Genomic DNA, 18,538 nt, shown 5'->3' on the forward strand with positions numbered 1-18,538 from the left:
CACCGAACACCAATCACTAGATTACAGGCGCTTGTAAGCCGGGGCGGCCGGCGCGGCGGGGGTAGCGCCAATTTCCTGGGTGAGGCCGGGCACCGAGGTAGGGGCGGGCGGCGCGGGCGGCGCGGCCAGCGTTTTATCGCGCACCAGAATGGCGGCGAACTCGATGCCGAAGCCGGCCACGAGCAGCAACGGCCCCAGCGTGATGCCCACAAAGTCTTCGCCGTAATTATCCTTGTCGCCAAACATCATGGTGATGAAACCGGCGGCCAGCACGGCCAGGCCAATCCACATCAGGCGGAAGTTGCGGGGCCCGAAGGCAAAGTGCGGAGCGGGTTTGGTGGGTTGCATAAGTAGGTATTAGTTGTTGGTTGTCAGTTGTTAGGTTTTCAGGTTTCGCGTCTTTTTTTGGACTGACAACTGACATCCAGCAACGGACAACTAAAAATTAGTACAAGTCGTCGAGCGACATGCTGAGGTATTTGTGCACGGCGCGCGCCGAGCTGAAAAAGCCGATGACCACGCCCAGCACGATGACGCCCAGCAGCAGCAAGCCGAGGTTTACATCGTCGCGCAGCAGTCGTAGCTCGGTCACCGACAGGTAGGCGTATTGCAGCAACGCAATGAGGATAAGCGCCGCCAGCACGCCGCTGGCCAGGCCCTGCCAGGTAGCGCGCCGCAAAAACGGCTGCTGGATAAAGAGTCGGGTGGCGCCCACCAGTTGCATGGACCGGATGAGAAACCGCTGCGAAAACAGCGCCAGCTTGATGGTATTGTTAATCAGGATGACCACCACCAGCACCAGCACCGCCGCAAAGCCCAGCAGCACCAGGCTGATGCGGGTCAGGTTGTTGTTGATGCTCGCAAACAGGTCCTGCGGGTATTGCACCTCAAACACGCCGCGCTGGGTGGCCACGCTGCGCTCCAGCTGGCGCAGGTGCATGGTGTCGGTGTATTCGGGCTTGATTTTAAGGGCGTAAGCGTCGCGCAGCGGGTTGTCGCCGAGGAATTGGCGGAAGTCCTCGCCGGTGCTTTGCAGCAGCTGGCGGGCGCCTTCTTCCTTGCTCACGAAGCGAATTTGGGGCTTGCCGTCGCGCTCGGCCACGAAGGGCAGCTGGCCCAGGTCCTGCTGCAGGCGCAGCAGCTCGGTTTCGGGCAGGTCGCGGTCGAGGTACACCTGCACTTCTAAGTTTTCGCGCACCACTTCCGAGAGCTTGTGCGCGTGCACCAGCAGCAGGCCAAACAAGCCGATGACCACCAAGGCCAGCGTGATGCTGAACACCACGAGCAAGGTGGGGTAGGAGCCTAATTTTTTCTTGTGAACTTGAGGCATGGAAAAACAAAGGTAGAAAGCTGCCAGCCGCCATGCGCACGCAGCGCCCGCAATGGCAAAGAAAATTGCCGTTTTACCGGCGTTGGCTACAGGTTGGTGCGCGGGTCTTCGTCCACGTTCAGCACTTCCCGGCCTTCGCGGGCTTTTTGGGTCTGGCGCTCCTTTTTCCTGGGGTTTTTCCGCGTAAATAGCTCGCTGAACGTGTTGAACTGCTCCGTGTGCAGCAGCGACAGGCCCGCGCGCGGCTGGTTGATGGTTTCGAGGTCGCGCGGGGTGGTTTCGTAGCGCAGCTTGGTGCGGAACTTACCGTCGGGCCGGAGGTAGTATTCCAGGCTCAGGTCGCCGAGCAGCGAGGCTTGGCCGGCGGTGTTGCTGCCGGTATTGGGCAGGCCCACAATGTTGGCGTTGCTGGTGAAACCGCCTTCGCGGGTCACGCGCAGGCGGCCGTTGAGGAAGGAATAGCTCAGGCGCACCTGCAGCGCCTGCAGCTGCTCGGCCGTGATGCCGTTGATGTTGAAGTCGATTTCCAGGTTCTGGTCAATCTGCGAAGTGAGCAGGCCCAGCTGCGTGCTCAGCACTTGGCCCAGGCTGTTGAACACGGTGTTGTCCTGCCCGCGAAACGAGATGGTGCTGCCCAGCGACGAGCCCAGCGGCGACAGCTGCTTGAACACCAGCAAGCTGAAGACCTGGCGGTTGAGCTCCTGCTCGTCGTTGCGCAGCAGGGTCACGAAGTTGGTGAGCAGGGCCTGGAGCGCGCCCGGCGCGTCGTTGAACTCCATGTTGAGCTTAATGGCCGGCAGCAGCAGCGGGCCGTTCAGGTTCATCACCGCCGTCACCGGCACCACGGCCGAGCCGCCTTGCTGAGCGTTGCCAATCACGGGGGCCAGCGACGTGCGCTGCGTGTAGGTGGCCGTGATATTCATCTCGCCGGCCAGCGGGTCGCCGTTCCAGGAAATGATGCCACCGGGCCGCACCACAAACTCCTTGTTTACCAGGCCCTGCAGCGTGAAATTGTAGGCTCCGCGCACGATTTCAACCTGCCCGAACATGTTGAACTCGCCGCGCGTGTCGATGGCCATGCGCAGCTGCCCCGCCGCCGAGCCCCGAATGACGTCGCCGGTGCTTTCGTCGAGCAGGATTTCGAGGTAGGCGTCGGGCGTCACGGTCAGGTTCATGTTCAGCGTGATGCCCGACAGGTCGACTTTGGCCTGCTGGGCGGCCACCAGGTTGGCCTTGCGCAGCAGCACGGTGTCGCCGGCGGGGTTGTTGTTCACAAACTTGATGTAGCTGGCCTTCTCCGCGCTGGCGGCCTTGTCGAAGGGCAGCGAGAGGCGGGTGCCGGCCTCGCTGGTGGCGCGCACCACCACGTTCAGGTCGTTGGTGGGCCCCGTCACGCGGGCCGTGCCGGTGGCGTAGGCCGTGCCGAAGTACAGGTCGTTGTCTTTGCGCGTGGTGTTGAGCACCTGCATCTTGCGGAAGCTGGCCGCAATGTCGAGGCTCATGTCCTTGAAGCCGTGGTGGCTCACAATGCCGTCCACGGTGCCGGTGTTGCCCAGGGCGTCGCGCAGCTTGATGTTGCGGAAGCTGATGCTGGTGGTGGTGAAGGAAATGCGGTCGGCAAAGGTGTAGGTGGTACCCAGGTAGCCGAACGTGAAGCGGCCGTTGCTCACGTCCACCGCGCCCAGCAGGTTGGGCGAGCCAAACAGGCCAGTGAGGCGCAGTTCGCCGCGGCCCGTGCCGCCCAGGTTTTTCATGATGGAGCCCAGAAAGGGCTGAGCCAGCACGATGGGCGCGTCGTTGAGGGTGCCAGTGAGGTTGAACTGGTTCTTGTCGTCGCGCGGGGCGATGTCGCCCAGCACGGTGAGCACCGACTGGCCGGCGCGGGCCACGTCGAGGTTCACGCGCAGCTTGCTGGCCGTGTTGTCCCAGTCGCTGCGGCCGGCCACCTGCCCAATGAGCGTGCCGTCGTAGGTCAGCGAGTCCACGCCCAGCGTGCTGCTGATGGTGAGCGGGCCGTACACGCCGCTCACGGTGCCCTGCGCGTTCACGCGGCCGCCCAGCCGCTGGCCGGTGAGGGTGTTCAGCGTGGCCAGCTCAAAATCCTTCACCTGCAGCTGCAAGGGCGGCTTGTCGGCTTGGGGCGAAATGAAGCCCTGCGCGCCCACAAACTGCTCGCCGTTGCTGAAGGTCAGGTTCTTCACGTCGTACTCGCGGCCGTAGTCTGAGATGGTCACCGAGTTATCGGCCGCAATGGTCCAGTCCTTGTCGAGCAGGTGAATGGCCGACTGCCGGAAAATCACCTCCACCGCCCGCGGCAGGAAACCCATCGAGCCGTTGATGGTGGCTTTGTTGGTGGTGCCCGTCTGGGCCAGCGAGGTCGAGAAATTAATGCGCTGCTGGTCCCACACGCCTTCCACGATGAACTTCTCGGTCTTGCCCAGGCCCGGCAACACCTGCCGGTCGCTGGTCACGCTGGCCTGGGCCAGAATGTCGGCCTTGTACGGCAGCTTCGAGGTGAGGAAGTCGAAGTCGTTGTTCACCGTCTGCACCGGCCCGTAGCTCAGGCTGTCCAGGTGGCCGCCCAGCTGGAAAATCGACGTTTCGCCGTTGCGGAACGAGCCGTCAATGCGGCTGCCGTTGGCTACCCGCAGCTCGGGCACAAACAGCGCCAGCACCGGGTTGGGCTTCTTCAGGTTCAGGCGCAGGTCAATCTTGTACACCGGCAATTCGCGCTGGCGCTTGCGGCGGTAGTAGTCGGCCGTGGCCGCGGCGTTGCTCTCAAAGTTGAGGCGGTACTCGGTGAGCAGCGTTTGCACGTCGCGCACCACGTCGGAGGTGTTGAAGGCGCCGGCCACGCTGGCGTCCACGGCCTCGGAGCGCAGCGTCACGCGGCGCTGGTTCAGGCGGTTGCGGGTGCTCACCACATCGAGGGTGTCGAGGCTCAGGCGCTGTTTGCCCAGCGAGAAGCGCGACTTGCGCAGGTAGGCGTGCCCGATGAGGGAGTCGAGCTGCACGCCCCGGAATTTCACGTCGGCCGTCGTGGAGATGACCAGCGGCTGGCTCATCAGCCCCAGCGCCCGCAGGTCGACCCGCTCGATTTTGGCCTTGATGTCCACGTCCTGGTGCTCGCGGTCGAGGTCGATGTGGCCGTCGCCCACCAGCTTCACGTTGGGGTCGTTGGCCGTGATGTGGCCGCTGAAGGACTGCTGGTGGAAGTCGCCGTTGAGCGACAGGTTGCGGTAGCGGTAGCCGTTCAACCAGATGGCCGGGATGGACAGCGAGGCCTGCCCCCGCGCAAGCGGCGGCACGAAGCCCACGCCGGCCACGCGCCCGTTCAGCGTCACGTCCCGAATGACCGATTCGTCGCCCAAAAACTTGCCCAGCTGGAAGGCATTGCTGCGCACCGTGCCGGAATACGCCGCGTGCGTGAGGTCGGTTTTGGTTTTCAGGTTGACGTCGGTGGCCACAAAGCCCAGCGCCGTGTCGAAGGAGGCATTGGCCACAAAGTCGTCGTAGAACCCCAGCACCTGGCCTTGCAGCTTCACCCGGCCCAGGGGCTGCACAAACTTGTTGGCCGCGGCAGGCAGCCAGTGCTTCAGGTCGCTGGCCAGCACCACCGAGGGCAGCAGGCGCAGGTCGACGAAGCTTTCCTTGTAATTGGGCAGGCCGTCGGCGTGGGCGCGCTTGGCCACAATGTGCGTGCCCTTGCCATAGCGCACGTCGAGGTTGTTTACCTTGAAATCGCGCACGTAGCCCGAGGCATCGCCCGACAGCGCCACCGACTCGTGCAGCTCCGACAGCTGCGGGGCAAACTTGGCGATGTCGTCCGAGTACACCACCGAATTGCGCAGGCGCGCAATGGTCTTCATCGAGTCGTTGTAGTCGGTGAAGTTGGTGAACACCCGGAACTCAAACCGCACGTAATCTTTAATCTGGCTGCGGCCCACGCGCAAACTCAGGTTCTTGAACTCCCAAAAGTGCGGCCCGTAGGTCATGTCGGCCGTGATTTCGCGCAGCTGCGACTGCGAGGGCGTTTCCACCGCGTGCAGGTGGCTGATGCGCAGGCCCAGCGTGTCGCCCAGCCGGATGTTGGACACGTCGGCGTAGATGCTGTCGACCAGCAGGTGGTCGTAGTCGATGCTTTGGCCGTAGGTCTTGGCCCGCGGCACGTCGCCTTTCTCAATGGCAAAGTGCCCGTTGCGCAGCGCCACGCTGCCCACTTGAAAATCGAACGGCTTCGATTTTGTGGTGTCCGTGGAAGGCCCAATCAAGCGCTTCACCGACGTGATGAATTGGTCCAGGGTCGTCGAGTCGGGCTGGCCGGGCAGGTTGCGCAGCACGAAGCGCGGCTCGTTCAGCGTGAGGGTGGCAATGTGCAGGTGCCGCGGGTCGAACACCGAAAACAGGGAGATGTCGGCGTCGGCCCGCCCGATGCCGAACAGCTCGCCGCCGCGCCGGTCCTGCACGCGCACGCCATCGAGCAGCACGCGGGAGAACGGCCGCACGTCCACCTTGCCAATGGTCACGGTTTGGCCCAGCTTCTGGGTGAGCACCTCGGCGGCCTCGTGGGCCAGCCGGGTTTGCACGCTGGGCACCCGCAGCGCCAGCAGCACCCCCACCACGGCCAACACCACCAACAGCCCCAGGCCCAGCAGTATTTTCAGCAGAAAGGTGAAGAAACGACGCACCGGAGCAGAACAGTTGAACGCGAAAAACGCGGGTGAATCCGCAAAGTTGCGTTTTTTTGGCCGGTTGCGCCAACCGGCAAGGCACTCAGCCAATTATCAGGCCAATGGAACGACCCCGGCCGGGCCGCGGTTCGCCGCTTTCGGGCCAATTCCAGTCCGTAACGCGAACTTTGCCTTTTCAATCCCGCCGCCCGGACGTACGCCGCCCAAAAATCGACCTGCGCGGCAAATCCATCGACGGCGGCTGCCTGTTGTGATAACCGCGGGCGCTGCCTCGCGGCTTGCCTCCAACGCCTCGGCCTTCGCCCGCCGGAACCCTTCATTACCAAATAATTCATCGCCTTGCCTGAGCATCCCATCATCCTCGCCATTGAGTCTTCCTGCGACGACACCGGCGCGGCCGTTTTGGCCGGCGGCCAGCTGCTGAGCAACGTCGTGGCCACCCAGAAAGTCCACGAGCAATACGGCGGCGTGGTGCCCGAGCTGGCCTCGCGCGCCCACCAGCAGCACATGCTGCCCGTCGTCACGGCGGCCCTCAAGCAAGCCGGCCTCACCAAAGCCGACCTCGACGCCGTGGCCGTCACGCAGGGCCCCGGCCTGCTGGGCTCCTTGTTGGTAGGGGGGATGTTTGCCAAAACCCTGGCGCTGGCGCTGGATAAGCCGCTGCTGGCCGTGAACCACATGCGGGCTCACATTCTGGCCCACTTCATCCGCGACCCCAAGCCGGCGTTTCCCTTCCTCTGTCTCACCGTGAGCGGCGGCCACACGCAGCTGGTGGTGGTAAAATCGGCGATGGAGATGGACGTCATCGGCCAAACCATCGACGACGCCGCCGGCGAAGCCTTCGACAAAACCGCCAAGTTGCTCGGCCTGCCCTATCCCGGCGGTCCGCACCTCGACAAGCTGGCCCGCCAGGGCAACCCCGAGCGGTTTGCCTTTCCGGTGGGCGCCATGCCGGGCTACGACTTTTCCTTCAGCGGCCTGAAAACGGCGGTGCTGTATTTCCTGAAAAAAGAAACCGCCGCCAACCCCGACTTCGTGCCGGAAAACCTGGCCGACCTCTGCGCCAGCATTCAGCACACCATTGTGGCCACGCTGCTGCGCCAGCTCCGCCGCGCCGCCGCCGATACCGGCCTCACCCAAGTGGCCCTGGCCGGCGGCGTGGCCGCCAACTCCGGCCTGCGCACCGCCCTGGAAGCCGAAGCCGCCGCCCAAGGCTGGCAGGTGTTCATCCCCGAGTTTCAGTTTTGCACCGACAACGCCGCCATGGTGGCCATGACGGCGCATTTCCAGTACGAGGCCGGCGACTTTGCCACTCAGCTCACCAGCCCCGACCCGCGCCTGAAACTGAAATAGCGCCCCCGCCATGCACAATCCTTTTGGCCCGGGCGCTGTGAAAACCCACCGCTACACCGTGCGGCCCCAAGACTTTGCCGATTTTGGCGAGGCCACGGGCGGCCTGGTGCATGCGGTGCTCGGCACGTTTGCGCTGGGCCGCGAGATGGAATGGGCCGCCCGTTTGTTTGTGTTGGACATGAAGGACGCCGACGAAGAAGGCATTGGCACGGCCCTCGCCATTCGGCACCACGCCCCGGCCTTCGCCGGCGAAACCCTCGTCCTGACGGCTACCTTTGATGCCCTCGACGGCGCAACTTTGCGCTGTGCCGTAGAAGCCCGGGTGGGGGCCCGCCTTGTGGCCACCGGCCACACCGAGCAGCGCATTGTGGCGCGCGCCCGGCTCGCGGCTCGTTTTGCCGCGCTGCAAGCCGATGCAGCCGCCACCGCCCAATCAGAACCGAACCAGTAACATGGCCAAAGACGACAAACCAGTCATTATCAATATCAAAAACCGCCGCGCCAGCCACGAATACACGTTCCTGGCCAAGTACGACGCGGGCGTGATGCTGCAAGGCACCGAGATAAAAAGCATCCGCGAAGGCAACGTGAACCTGACCGATGGCTACTGCACCTTCGACCACAAAGGCGATCTCTGGATTCATTCCATCCGCATTGCGCCGTATTCCTTGGGCACCTACAACAACCACGACGCCATGCGCGCCCGCAAGCTCCTGCTCAACAAGCGCGAGCTGAAGCAGCTGGCCGGCAAAAGCGTGGACCAGGGCCTGACCATCATCCCCCTGCGCCTGTTCGTGACGGACCGCGGCTTTGCCAAAATCGAAATCGCCCTGGCCCAGGGCAAAAAGCTCTTCGACAAGCGCAACGACCTCAAGGAGAAAGCCCAAAAGCGCGACATGGAGCGCCTGTAATCAATGGATGAATGAGCAAATAGGCGAATGAGTGAATGCTCTGCTGCCGTTCTTTGCATTCATCCCTTCACTTCTCTAGTCATTCCCCCATTGAATCCCGGCATCTGCGCCCTGAGCGCCGTCCCCGTTCGCGCCGAGCCCAACGACCGGGCCGAACTCGTTACCCAGCTGCTGTTTGGCGAGTGTTACCAGATTCTGGTCACGCAGGAAAGCTGGCTGCAAATCCAGTTGGCGGCCGACGACTACGTGGGCTGGATTGATTTCAAGCAGCACACGGCCGTGTCGCCCGAGTACTACGCCGCCTGGTGCTCCCAAGACCACCCCCGGGCCCTCGACGTGGTGCAGGCCGTGAGCGACGCCACTACCAAAATTCCGCTCACGCTGGGCTGCCGGCTGCCGTTTTTCGACGGCATGAACGTGCGCATCGGCGAGCGCAACTATTTCTTCAACGGCACGGCCACCAACCCCGCCGCCGCGCCCGACCACGCCCGCCAAGCCGCCCTGCTGCGCAAAACGGCCCTCATGTACCTGAAGGCGCCCTACGTGTGGGGCGGCAAAAGCGTCTTCGGCCTCGACTGCTCGGGCCTGTGCCAGCAGCTCTACGGCCTCGTGGGCATCCAGCTCCCGCGCGACGCCCGCCAGCAGATTGACCACGGCCGGCAAGTGCACTTCGTGACGCAGGCCCGCCCCGGCGACCTTGCCTTTTTCGACAACGCCGAGGGCCGCATCGTGCACGTGGGCATGGTGCTCGACGAGGGCCAGATTCTGCACGCCCACGGCGAAGTCCGCATCGACCCGCTCGACCACAACGGCATCTTCAACCGCGACCGGCAGCGCTACTCGCACAAGCTGCGGCTGATTAAGCGCCTGCTGCCGGAGTAGGAGGGGAGCCATACGACAGAAAAGAACGTCATGCAGGGCGCAGCACGACGTTCTTTTTATGCTTTCGTGTAGCACTGAACTTAACCCATTCCCGCTTGTTTATCTGCTTGGAAACCGCTAGCTTTCGGCGGGTTATCCGAGCCCCAAGCGTGTATGGACCAAAAAGTGTTAGTGCTGAATGGCGACTATACCGCCATTACCCTGTGCAGCGTGCAGAAGGCGTTTGTGCTCTTGTTTCTCGATAAGGCGGAGATGGTGGCCAAGTCGGACCACGGCACCCTGCGCACCATTTCCCAGTCGTTTCCGAAGCCCAGCATCATTCGCTTGCAGCGCTACGTGCGCGTGCCCTACAAAGGCATTGCCCTGAGCCGCCACAATATTTTCAAGCGCGACCATTTCGAGTGCCAATACTGCGGCTCGACCAAAAACCTGACGCTCGACCACGTGGTGCCGCGCTCCCGCGGCGGAGAATCTTCGTGGACCAACCTGCTCACGGCCTGCGCCCGCTGCAACCACGCCAAAGGCCACCACACGCCCAACGAGGCCGGTTTGACCATTCGGCAGCAGCCCAAAAAGCCCACCTTGGCCGGTTTCCTCAAGCTCTCGGCGGGCACCATCGACCAGACCTGGCACGCGTACCTGAATTAACTTCGGCCGTATAGGGTTAGGAAGGGGTACCTTTGACCACAACCCCACCTAAACCTGCCTATGGCCCTGCCCAAGTTCGCTGCAACCCGCTCGTTTCACACCGAGCTCAAAACCCGTATCAATCACTATTTCGAGGAATCGGGGCAGCGGATGACTGGTGACTTTAGCCTCATCTTCAAGGGCGTGCTGCTCGTGAGCGTGATGGCCGCCCTCTACGTGCATTTGGTGTTCTTCACGCCCGCCTGGGGCTGGGCCTTGCTGGAATGCGCCCTGCTCGGCTGTGTTATCGCCGCCATCGGCTTCAATGTGATGCACGACGGCGCGCACGGCAGCTTCTCGCGCTTTGCCTGGGTGAACAAGCTGGCCGCCTACACGCTGGGTGTGCTCGGCGGCAGCCCCTACATGTGGAATTCCAAGCACAACCTCATCCACCACACCTACACCAACATCGAGGGCCACGACGACGACATCAACATCCAGCCTTGGATGCGCATGACGCCCGACCAGCCCAAGCACGCGCTGCACCGCTACCAGCACTTCTATTTCTGGGCGCTCTACTGCATGCTCTATACGTCCTGGATTTTCGCCATGGACTACCAGAAGTACTTCTCCCGCCAAATCGGCGCCATCGGCCTCAAGCCCATGAACACCGGCGAGCACGTCAGCTTCTGGGGCTTTAAAGCACTGAACCTCTTGCTGTACGTGGCCCTGCCCATATACATGGTAGGCTTCCTGCCGTGGCTGGCCGGCTTCATGCTGAGCACCGCCGTAGCTGGCCTCGTGCTGAGCATGGTGTTCCAATTGGCCCACACCGTGGAGGATGCCGCTTTCCCCGTGCCCTGCTCCGTCACTCACAAGCTGGAAGACGAGTGGGCCATTCACCAGGTGCGCACCACCGCCAATTTTGCCACCGACAACAAGGTGGTCAGCTGGCTGGTAGGTGGCCTCAATTTCCAGATTGAGCACCACTTGTTCCCGAAAATTTCGCACGTGCACTATCCCGCCATCAGCAAGATTGTGCAGCAAGTATGTTCCGAGTTTGACATAACCTATAACAACTACGCCCGCACCCGCACCGCTGTGATGTCGCACGTGATGTTCCTGCGCCAGATGGGCCGCGCTGCATAGCTTATCAACCCAACAACAAAAAGGCCCGACGCAACTGCGTCGGGCCTTTTTGTTGTTCAGCATTTTTGAAAATTAGCGTCCTACAAACGACAGCAAGTCCGTCGTCAGCTGGTCTTTGTCGGTGAAGAACAAGCCGTGCGGCGCGCCTTTGTACACCTTCAACTCTGCCTGCGGAATCAGCTTGGCCGTGCGCTCGCCGCTGGCCTCAAAGGGCACTGTCGCGTCTTTGTCACCGTGAATCACCAGCGTGGGCACTTTAATTTCGGCCAAATCGGCCCGGAAGTCGGTGGCGCTGAAGGCCGTCACACAGTCGCGCGTAGCATTTGGGGCGGCCAGCGACGTCACGGTGAAGTTCCAATCCAGCGCAGCCTGGCTCACCGGGTGGCTAATCATGCCCACCCCGTAGAAGCTCTTGGCGAAGGTTTGCAGGAAGTCGAACCGGTCCTTCTTAATGCCGTCCTGCATCTGGTCGAACACCGATTGGGGCACGCCTTCAGGGTTGTTGTCGGTCTTGAGCAGGAACGGCGTCACAGCCCCCACAAACGCCACCCGGGCAATGCGCTTGTCGCCGTAGGTGCCGAGGTAACGGGCAATTTCTCCCCCACCCATCGAGAAGCCCACCAGCGTTACCTGGTTCAAATCAAGCTCTTCGAGCAGGGCGTTGAGGTCGGCCGCGAGGGTATCGTAGTCGTAGCCCGTCCAGGGGCGCGAGGAGCGGCCGAACCCGCGCCGGTCGTAGGCAATGACGCGCAGACCCGCCTTGGCCAGCCCAATGGCTTGGTGCTCCCACATGGTGTGGTCGAGCGGCCAGCCGTGGATGAGTACCACCGGGGCGCCTTGGCCCCAGTCCTCGTAGAAAATATTGATGGGGTTGCCCGCCGTGTCGTTGCCTGCTTTGATATAAGCCATGCGTGAAAGGAGTTTTGAGTGAATGGTTACCGTTCTCCTTACGGGCGTGGCGTTGTGCGGGGTTTGGTGGCGTAGTGTTAAGATTGTGGCTTGCGACAATAAGTGACTAGGTTGCGACGATACTTACAGGGTGCATCAAAATAGTTTTGTCAGATGAAGTATGGCTCGCTCCTTATCACGCTTGTATGCCTGTGTGCTTGCTCAAATTCGAGTAGGATAGGAGAGCCTGTATATGTTGCCAACAAGAATGTCCGTTTTGTTTGGGCCAACCAAACGTTAGAACATGAGAAAATAGAAACACCACGAGAAGTAATATCTGACAGTTCAAGCTATTCTGAACATGATGAGGTGTTTTTTACTGCCGATAGCGCAACTATAATAACTATTTCAATCGAAGCATTCCCAAAGAATAACAACGCTCGAACATGGCGGCTCAATAATGAAGTAGTGAAGGAAGATATCAGGCTTTTGAACCCAAAGAATGCAGTTGTTGAAAAGCTCCATATTGATAGTGTCGCTAAAACGGTTGTGATGGATTGTCATGCACAACAGCGCAGCAAGCCATACTATATGAAGACTTTCGCCATTTACGGAAAGTCTCGCCTCATCAAATTTTGGTTTTCAGTACCCAATAACTCTCAAATGCGACAGGCTGTTGCCGCTGCAATCAAGACTATTCGTATCGAGCCAGAATACCTGAATGGCACTGTCCTAATCAGTGCATCAAAGTAGTTCAACTACTAGCAAAACCGCCTGAAAACCCGTACCTTTGCGGCCCCGCCAAGGTGGCGGGCCTGGCGCCCTAACGGCAAGAGGTTCAAAAGCAACGGCGTAGCAGCCTGGGCTTCGGCCGCTGCGCTTTTACATGGAAGCCCACCGAGTATTTATGGCAACTGAATTAGTTGACGATTTTGATTGGGATAACGTTGGAGCGACTGGCTTCGGCGGCAACTATTCTTCGGACCAGCGTGCTGAGATGGAGAAAATGTACGGCGATACCCTGACGACCGTACAGGAAGAAGAAGTGGTGAAAGGCACCGTGGTCGGCATCACCGACCGCGACGTCATCCTGAACATCGGCTTCAAATCCGATGGCTTGGTGTCCATCACCGAATTCCGCGACCTGCCCGACCTGAAAATCGGTGACGAGGTAGAGGTGTTCATTGAAGACCAGGAAGACATCAACGGCCAGCTCATCCTGAGCCGCAAGAAAGCCAAAATCAAGCAGGCCTGGAAGGCTATTTACGATGCCCTCGAGTTGGATACCATCCTCGAAGGCGTGGTGAAGCGTCGCACCAAAGGCGGCCTCATCATGGAGCTCGACGGCGTGGAAGCCTTCCTGCCCGGCTCGCAAATCGACGTGAAGCCCATCCGCGACTTCGACATCTACGTGGGCCGTCGCATGGAAGTGAAAGTGGTGAAAATCAACTCCGCTTTCGACAACGTCGTGGTTTCGCACAAAGTACTCATCGAGAAAGACCTCGAGAAGCAGCGTGAGGCCATCCTGAACAACCTGGAGAAAGGTCAGATTCTGGAAGGCAACATCAAGAACATGACCAACTTCGGCGTGTTCATCGACCTCGGTGGTGTCGACGGTCTGCTGCACATCACGGACATCTCGTGGGGCCGCATCGCTCACCCGAGCGAAGTGCTGACCCTGGACCAGAAGCTGAACATCGTGGTTCTGGACTTCGACGAAGCCAAGAAGCGCATCAGCCTCGGTTTGAAGCAGCTGACTCCCCACCCGTGGGATTCGCTGCCGGCCGACCTGCAGCCGGGCTCGAAAGTATCGGGCCGCATCGTGAACGTGGCCGACTACGGCGCGTTCATGGAAGTGGTACCCGGGGTGGAAGGCCTCATCCACGTGTCGGAAATGAGCTGGAGCCAGCACCTGCGCAACCCGCAGGACTTCATCAAGCAGGGCGACACGGTAGAAGCGCAGATTCTGACGCTCGACCGCGAAGACCGCAAGATGAGCCTCGGCATCAAGCAATTGACCGAAGACCCGTGGACCCGTGGCGACTTCGCCTCGACCTACGCCGTGGGCACCAAGCACAGCGGCACCGTGCGTAACCTGACCAACTTCGGCCTGTTCGTAGAACTGGAAGAGGGTGTGGACGGCCTCGTGCACGTGTCGGACCTGAGCTGGACCAAGAAAATCAAACACCCCTCCGAAATGGTGAAGGTGGGCGACAAGCTGGACGTAGTGGTACTGGAACTGGACCTCGGCGCCCGTCGCCTGGCCCTGGGCCACAAGCAACTGGAAGAAAACCCCTGGGATACCTTCCAGACGGTGTTCACCCCCGGCTCGGTACACAAGGCTACCATCACCGAGAAGTCGGAGCGTGGCGCAGTACTCGAATTGCCTTACGGCATCGAGGGCTTCGCTTACCCCAAGTCTTTGGTGAAAGAGGATGGCTCGACCGCGGAGAACGGTGAGTCGCTCGACTTCCGCGTAACGGAGTTCTCGAAGGACGACCGCCGCATTGTGCTCTCGCACACGGCCGTGTTCAACAAGGAAGCCGCCGCTGAGGACGACAGCCGCAACGCCAAGTTCAAGAAGAAAACCAACACCAAGGCTGGCGACACCCAGGGTGAAGGCAAAATCAGCGACCTGAAGAAGACCGAAGAGAAGTCGACCCTCGGCGACCTCGACGCGCTGAGCGCCCTGCGCGACCAGATGATGGGCAACGAGCGCAAGGCCGGTGAGCAGAAGCTCGCCGCTGCTGCCAAGGCTCCCAAAGCCGCCAAGGCTGAGGAAGCTCCCGCTGCTGAGGCTCCTGCCGCCGAAGAAGGTGGCCTGCTGGCCGGCATCGCCGGTGCTGCTTCGGCTGCCCTCGACACGGTGAAGCACGCCGCTTCGGACGCTGTAGACGCCGTGACCCACTCCGACGCTTTCCACAAAGCGTCGGAAGTAGCGGGTGACTTGGTGGACAAAGCCAAAGACCTCATTGCCGGCGACGCCGACAAGAAGGAAGACGAAACCAACGCCTAGTGCTTGATTTCGAACGCTAAAAAAGCCCCGGCCGCAACGCCGGGGCTTTTTTTATGCGTTGGCCTTGCCCACACCAACCGGGCTGCCTACCTTTGCGCTCCCAAAAGCCCACAACCGGTGACGTGACCGAGTGGCTAGGTAGAGGTCTGCAAAACCTCCTACAGCGGTTCGAATCCGCTCGTCACCTCTTTAAGTTGCCGAAAGACCCTTGTCAGCGAAATGCTGGCAAGGGTCTTTTTCTTTGCCAGCCAAGCGCTCTGGCAATGGGCTGGGCTGGGCACGCGCGCCGTTTCAGGGTGCCGGAATATCGGGTGCAACGGTCCACAATGGGGTTCGTGCCGTTAATTAGCCAAACTTTCTCCTCTAAACAGCGCCGTTGAGCGGCGCCACCCGTTGCGTATGACGTTTGATATTCCAGGTCGGGGCCGTGTAACTGCCTCTTCCGACCAAGAACTGGTAAATGCCCTTCGCCACAACGAAGAAGGCGCAAACTCTGCGGCAGACCAAGCGGAGTTTATGAAGGAATTGGCTGAGCGCGTAGTCGGAAAGCAAGCGTTTACGGTGCGAACTGATTCAGTTCATGACTTTTTATTTGACTTGCAACTCCACGGTTTCCTGGTTCCGGCCGAAGACCCGTGGCAGGCACTGGGGCTTGAAGGTGTGAGGGAAGAATTGCACGGCGAAGAAGCACCGGGGGGCTGGCACCACCGGCTCGTGTGGTCGAGCGTGCTTCCCATGGTTGTCTCGACTCATCCCGACGGGTCGGTGCACTCTTCCCTTCAAACAAGCCGGCTGGCGGAGCCGGGCTACCAGCACGATTGGGCAAAAAATCACTTGCACGAATTACGCCTCCACGAATAGCACGCCAATGAGGCCCGACTCCGTCGACGGGAAGCCGGTGCGTGTTTTCGGGCGGCATTATGCCTACATTTCGTAGCCAAGCGCACAATCCTTTCGTAGGGTACACCAATTCCCTTTTTTCACGGTTTATGAAGATAATTGACATCCGCACCATGCGCGGGCCCAGCTACTGGTCCGTGAAGCACACCAAACTCATCGTGATGAAGGTGGATTTGGCAGAGTTTGCGGGCACGTGGTCAAACGCCATTCCGGAGCTGCCGGCCAAGTTCATGGAGTTGTTTCCCAACATCGGGCAGCCGCAGCCGGGCGGCATCAGCGGGCGGCAATCGCCCAAACACCCACCCTTGAACGAAGACCAACTCAACGACGGCGAACCGCTGGGCCACGTCATCCAGCACGTGGCGCTGGAACTGCAACGCCTGGCGGGCATGCCCGTGTATTGGGGCAAAAGCTACCCGGCGCGCGAGGAAGGGGTGGAGTACGTGGTGTTTGCCTACCAAGAGGAGCGTGCCGGCCGCCGCGCGGCGGAACACGCCGTAGAAATTGTGGAGGCCCTGTGCAAGCAGGAGCCCGTCAACCTGAAGCCCATCATTGACGAGTTGCACGAAATCCGGGAAGATGAGTTCATCGGGCCGAGTACCTACAGCATTGTGGCCGAGGCGGCTTCGCGCAATATTCCGTATATCCAGCTCAAAAACAGCAGCATCATTCAACTGGGCTACGGCGTGAACCAAAAGCGCATCTGGGCCACCACCACCAGCTTCACCTCGCACGCCGGGGTGGAAGTAGCCGGCAATAAGAACCGCACCAAGGCCATGCTCAACGACGCGGGCGTGCCGGTGCCGCGCGGCACCACCGTGTATTCAGAAGACGGCCTGCGCGATGCCATCGATGAGTTGGGCTTTCCCATCGTGACCAAGCCGCTCGACGGCAACCACGGCAAGGGCGCCACCATCCGCATCATGAACTGGGAAGATGCCGCCGCAGGCCTCAAAGCTGCGCAAGAATACTCGCGCGCCGTGATTGTGGAGCAGTTTGTGGAAGGCTTCGACTTCCGCCTGCTGGTGGTGAACGGCAAGCTGATTGCGGCGGCCAAGCGCACACCTGCAGCCGTCACCGGTGACGGCCGCAGTACCATCAAGCAACTCATTGACAAAGTGAACGAGGACCCGCGCCGTGGCGTGGGCCACGAAAAAGTGCTCACGAGCATCAAGGCCGATAAGCATACACTCGACATTCTGGAAGGCAAGAGCCTCACGTTGGAATCGGTGCTGCCGGCCGGCGAAACGCTGTATCTGAAAAGCACGGCCAACATCAGCACCGGCGGCACGGCCACCGACGTGACCGACAACATGCACCCTTACAACGTGCTGCTGGCCGAGCGCGTGGCCGGCATCGTGGGCCTCGACATCTGCGGCATCGACCTGATGGCTACTGATATTGCCGTGCCGCTCAACGAGAGCCGCGGTGCCGTGATTGAGGTGAACGCTGCCCCGGGCTTCCGCATGCACATTGCGCCGGCCGATGGCCTGCCCCGCAACGTGGCCGCGCCGGTCGTGGACATGCTCTTTCCGCCCGGCAGCACGGCGCGCATTCCCATCATCGCCATCACGGGCACCAACGGCAAAACGACCACCACGCGCCTCATCGCGCACATGGTGACCAGCAAGGGCTACAAAGTGGGTTTCACGACTACCGACGGCATCTACATCCAAGGCGTGCAGCTGCAGAAGGGCGACTGCACCGGCGGCCAGAGCGCCGAGTTTGTGCTGAAAGACCCCACCGTGAACTACGCCGTGCTGGAAACGGCCCGCGGCGGCATGCTGCGCTCGGGCCTCGGCTTCCATACCTGCGACATTGCCGTGGTGACCAACGTGGCCGCTGACCACCTGGGCCTGCGCGACATTTACACGGTGGAGGAAATGGCCGCCGTGAAGGGCGTGCTGCCCCGCACGGTGCGCAAAAACGGCTGGGCCGTGCTCAACGCCGACGATGACTTGGTATATGCCATGGCCCGCACCGTGGACTGCCGCGTGGCCTTGTTCAGCATGCGCGACGACAACCCGCGCATTCGCGAGCACGTGGAGGCCGGCGGCGTGGCCGCTGTGTACGAGGAAGGCTACGTCACGATTTACCGCAACAGCTACAAGCTGCGCATCGACCGGGCCGCCGAGTTTCCCATCACCTTGGGCGGGCGCGCGGGCTTCAACATCGAGAACAGCCTGGCGGCCGCCCTGGCAGGCTACCTGGCCGGGTTCGATAAGGACGAAATCAAGACGGCGCTGCGCACCTTCATCCCCTCGGCCACCAAAACGCCGGGCCGAATGAACATCTACAATTTTCCGGACTTCGAAGTCATCGTGGATTATGCCCACAACACGGCCGGCATCACCAAATTTGCCGAGTTCATGGCCGCCACGCCGGCTACCCACAAAATTGGCATCGTGTCGGGCCTGGGCGACCGGCGCGACGAGGACACGCTGGGCTTCGCCCGCATCGCCGGCCGCATCTTCGACGAGGTGATTCTGCGCCAGGACCGGGACCTGCGCGGCAAGTCGGCCGAGTTCCTGCGCGACATCATGGAGCGCGGCCTGCGCCTCGACAAGCCGGATTTGAAAATCACCTACATTGAAAAAGAGCCCGACGCCATCGACCACCTGCTACAGCACACCCCGCAGGGCGGGGTAGGCGTCATCTTCACCGAGAACATCAGCGCCACCCTGGCCAAGCTGGACGAGTTCGAGAAAACGAGTGCGGTGAGCTAAAATCCGCTGTTAATTAAAACGGAAGAGGGAGCGGGATTGGTCCTGCTCCCTCTTTTTATATTGCG

14 protein-coding genes and 1 tRNA gene are annotated in these 18,538 nt (G+C 61.1%); 11 read left to right on the top strand and 4 right to left on the bottom strand.

What is annotated here, in order from left to right:
* Positions 1-21: 21 nt before the first annotated feature.
* From JAO73_RS14285 to JAO73_RS23385, 3 genes are all read right to left on the bottom strand, one after another.
* Complete coding sequence (locus JAO73_RS14285) at positions 22-348, bottom strand: DUF3098 domain-containing protein (RefSeq protein WP_198977745.1); 327 nt, start codon at positions 346-348, stop codon at positions 22-24.
* A 97-nt stretch (positions 349-445) separates the two neighbouring features.
* Complete coding sequence (locus tag JAO73_RS14290; RefSeq protein WP_190927413.1) at positions 446-1,330, bottom strand: cell division protein FtsX; 885 nt, start codon at positions 1,328-1,330, stop codon at positions 446-448.
* 86 nt (positions 1,331-1,416) lie between these two features.
* Positions 1,417-6,018 carry a translocation/assembly module TamB domain-containing protein gene (locus JAO73_RS23385; protein WP_198977746.1) on the bottom strand — a complete coding sequence of 1,534 codons (4,602 nt, stop codon included), beginning with the start codon at positions 6,016-6,018 and terminating at the stop codon, positions 1,417-1,419.
* Positions 6,019-6,360: 342 nt separating this feature from the next.
* Between JAO73_RS23385 and tsaD the strand changes: the two genes are divergently transcribed.
* The 6 genes from tsaD (at position 6,361) to JAO73_RS14325 (ending at position 10,943) form a co-directional block, all read left to right on the top strand.
* The gene (gene tsaD, locus JAO73_RS14300) at positions 6,361-7,374 is read left to right on the top strand and encodes a tRNA (adenosine(37)-N6)-threonylcarbamoyltransferase complex transferase subunit TsaD (RefSeq protein ID WP_233169210.1); all 1,014 of its coding nucleotides are present in this window, start codon (positions 6,361-6,363) and stop codon (positions 7,372-7,374) included.
* 10 nt (positions 7,375-7,384) lie between these two features.
* Positions 7,385-7,825, top strand: a complete 441-nt coding sequence (locus JAO73_RS14305) for a thioesterase family protein (protein WP_198977747.1) — start codon at positions 7,385-7,387, stop codon at positions 7,823-7,825.
* Between the two features lies 1 nt (position 7,826).
* Entirely contained in the window at positions 7,827-8,285 is a 459-nt protein-coding gene (gene smpB, locus JAO73_RS14310) for an SsrA-binding protein SmpB (RefSeq protein WP_190927405.1), read from the top strand.
* Positions 8,286-8,375: 90 nt separating this feature from the next.
* Entirely contained in the window at positions 8,376-9,167 is a 792-nt protein-coding gene (locus tag JAO73_RS14315; RefSeq protein ID WP_233169211.1) for a C40 family peptidase, read from the top strand.
* A gap of 153 nt (positions 9,168-9,320) precedes the next feature.
* Positions 9,321-9,815: an HNH endonuclease gene (locus JAO73_RS14320; protein ID WP_190927401.1), complete on the top strand. Its 495-nt coding sequence runs from the start codon at positions 9,321-9,323 to the stop codon at positions 9,813-9,815.
* Positions 9,816-9,875: 60 nt separating this feature from the next.
* Entirely contained in the window at positions 9,876-10,943 is a 1,068-nt protein-coding gene (locus JAO73_RS14325) for a fatty acid desaturase family protein (RefSeq protein ID WP_198977749.1), read from the top strand.
* Between the two features lie 72 nt (positions 10,944-11,015).
* On the opposite strand, the gene JAO73_RS14330 is transcribed toward JAO73_RS14325, so the two are convergent.
* On the bottom strand, positions 11,016-11,852 hold the full coding sequence (locus JAO73_RS14330) for an alpha/beta fold hydrolase (RefSeq protein WP_198977750.1): 837 nt from the start codon (positions 11,850-11,852) through the stop codon (positions 11,016-11,018).
* A gap of 153 nt (positions 11,853-12,005) precedes the next feature.
* On the opposite strand from JAO73_RS14330, the gene JAO73_RS14335 reads away from it, so the two are divergent.
* The 5 genes from JAO73_RS14335 (at position 12,006) to cphA (ending at position 18,473) form a co-directional block, all read left to right on the top strand.
* Positions 12,006-12,584 (top strand): hypothetical protein, encoded by a 579-nt coding sequence (locus tag JAO73_RS14335; protein WP_198977751.1) that lies wholly within the window; start codon positions 12,006-12,008, stop codon positions 12,582-12,584.
* 154 nt (positions 12,585-12,738) lie between these two features.
* Positions 12,739-14,847, top strand: coding sequence for a 30S ribosomal protein S1 (rpsA, locus tag JAO73_RS14340; protein ID WP_233169212.1), 2,109 nt, complete (start codon positions 12,739-12,741; stop codon positions 14,845-14,847).
* A gap of 116 nt (positions 14,848-14,963) precedes the next feature.
* Positions 14,964-15,034 (top strand) — tRNA-Cys (locus JAO73_RS14345).
* Between the two features lie 212 nt (positions 15,035-15,246).
* Positions 15,247-15,708 (top strand): hypothetical protein, encoded by a 462-nt coding sequence (locus JAO73_RS14350; protein ID WP_198977752.1) that lies wholly within the window; start codon positions 15,247-15,249, stop codon positions 15,706-15,708.
* Between the two features lie 128 nt (positions 15,709-15,836).
* Complete coding sequence (cphA, locus tag JAO73_RS14355) at positions 15,837-18,473, top strand: cyanophycin synthetase (RefSeq protein ID WP_198977753.1); 2,637 nt, start codon at positions 15,837-15,839, stop codon at positions 18,471-18,473.
* Positions 18,474-18,538: the final 65 nt, after the last annotated feature.

This window comes from Hymenobacter miniatus (genome assembly GCF_016427455.1).
Classification (GTDB): domain Bacteria; phylum Bacteroidota; class Bacteroidia; order Cytophagales; family Hymenobacteraceae; genus Hymenobacter; species Hymenobacter armeniacus.

Bases quoted from the DNA above. Each gene is read 5' to 3' on its own strand.
- JAO73_RS14330 (WP_198977750.1), bottom strand. From the start codon at position 11,852: ATGGCTTATATCAAAGCAGGCAACGACACGGCGGGCAACCCCATCAAT.
- JAO73_RS14290 (WP_190927413.1), bottom strand. From the start codon at position 1,330: ATGCCTCAAGTTCACAAGAAAAAATTAGGCTCCTACCCCACCTTGCTC.
- rpsA (WP_233169212.1), top strand. From the start codon at position 12,739: ATGGCAACTGAATTAGTTGACGATTTTGATTGGGATAACGTTGGAGCG.
- JAO73_RS14305 (WP_198977747.1), top strand. From the start codon at position 7,385: ATGCACAATCCTTTTGGCCCGGGCGCTGTGAAAACCCACCGCTACACC.
- JAO73_RS14325 (WP_198977749.1), top strand. From the start codon at position 9,876: ATGGCCCTGCCCAAGTTCGCTGCAACCCGCTCGTTTCACACCGAGCTC.
- JAO73_RS14335 (WP_198977751.1), top strand. From the start codon at position 12,006: ATGAAGTATGGCTCGCTCCTTATCACGCTTGTATGCCTGTGTGCTTGC.
- JAO73_RS14285 (WP_198977745.1), bottom strand. From the start codon at position 348: ATGCAACCCACCAAACCCGCTCCGCACTTTGCCTTCGGGCCCCGCAAC.
- JAO73_RS14320 (WP_190927401.1), top strand. From the start codon at position 9,321: ATGGACCAAAAAGTGTTAGTGCTGAATGGCGACTATACCGCCATTACC.
- JAO73_RS14350 (WP_198977752.1), top strand. From the start codon at position 15,247: ATGACGTTTGATATTCCAGGTCGGGGCCGTGTAACTGCCTCTTCCGAC.
- cphA (WP_198977753.1), top strand. From the start codon at position 15,837: ATGAAGATAATTGACATCCGCACCATGCGCGGGCCCAGCTACTGGTCC.
- smpB (WP_190927405.1), top strand. From the start codon at position 7,827: ATGGCCAAAGACGACAAACCAGTCATTATCAATATCAAAAACCGCCGC.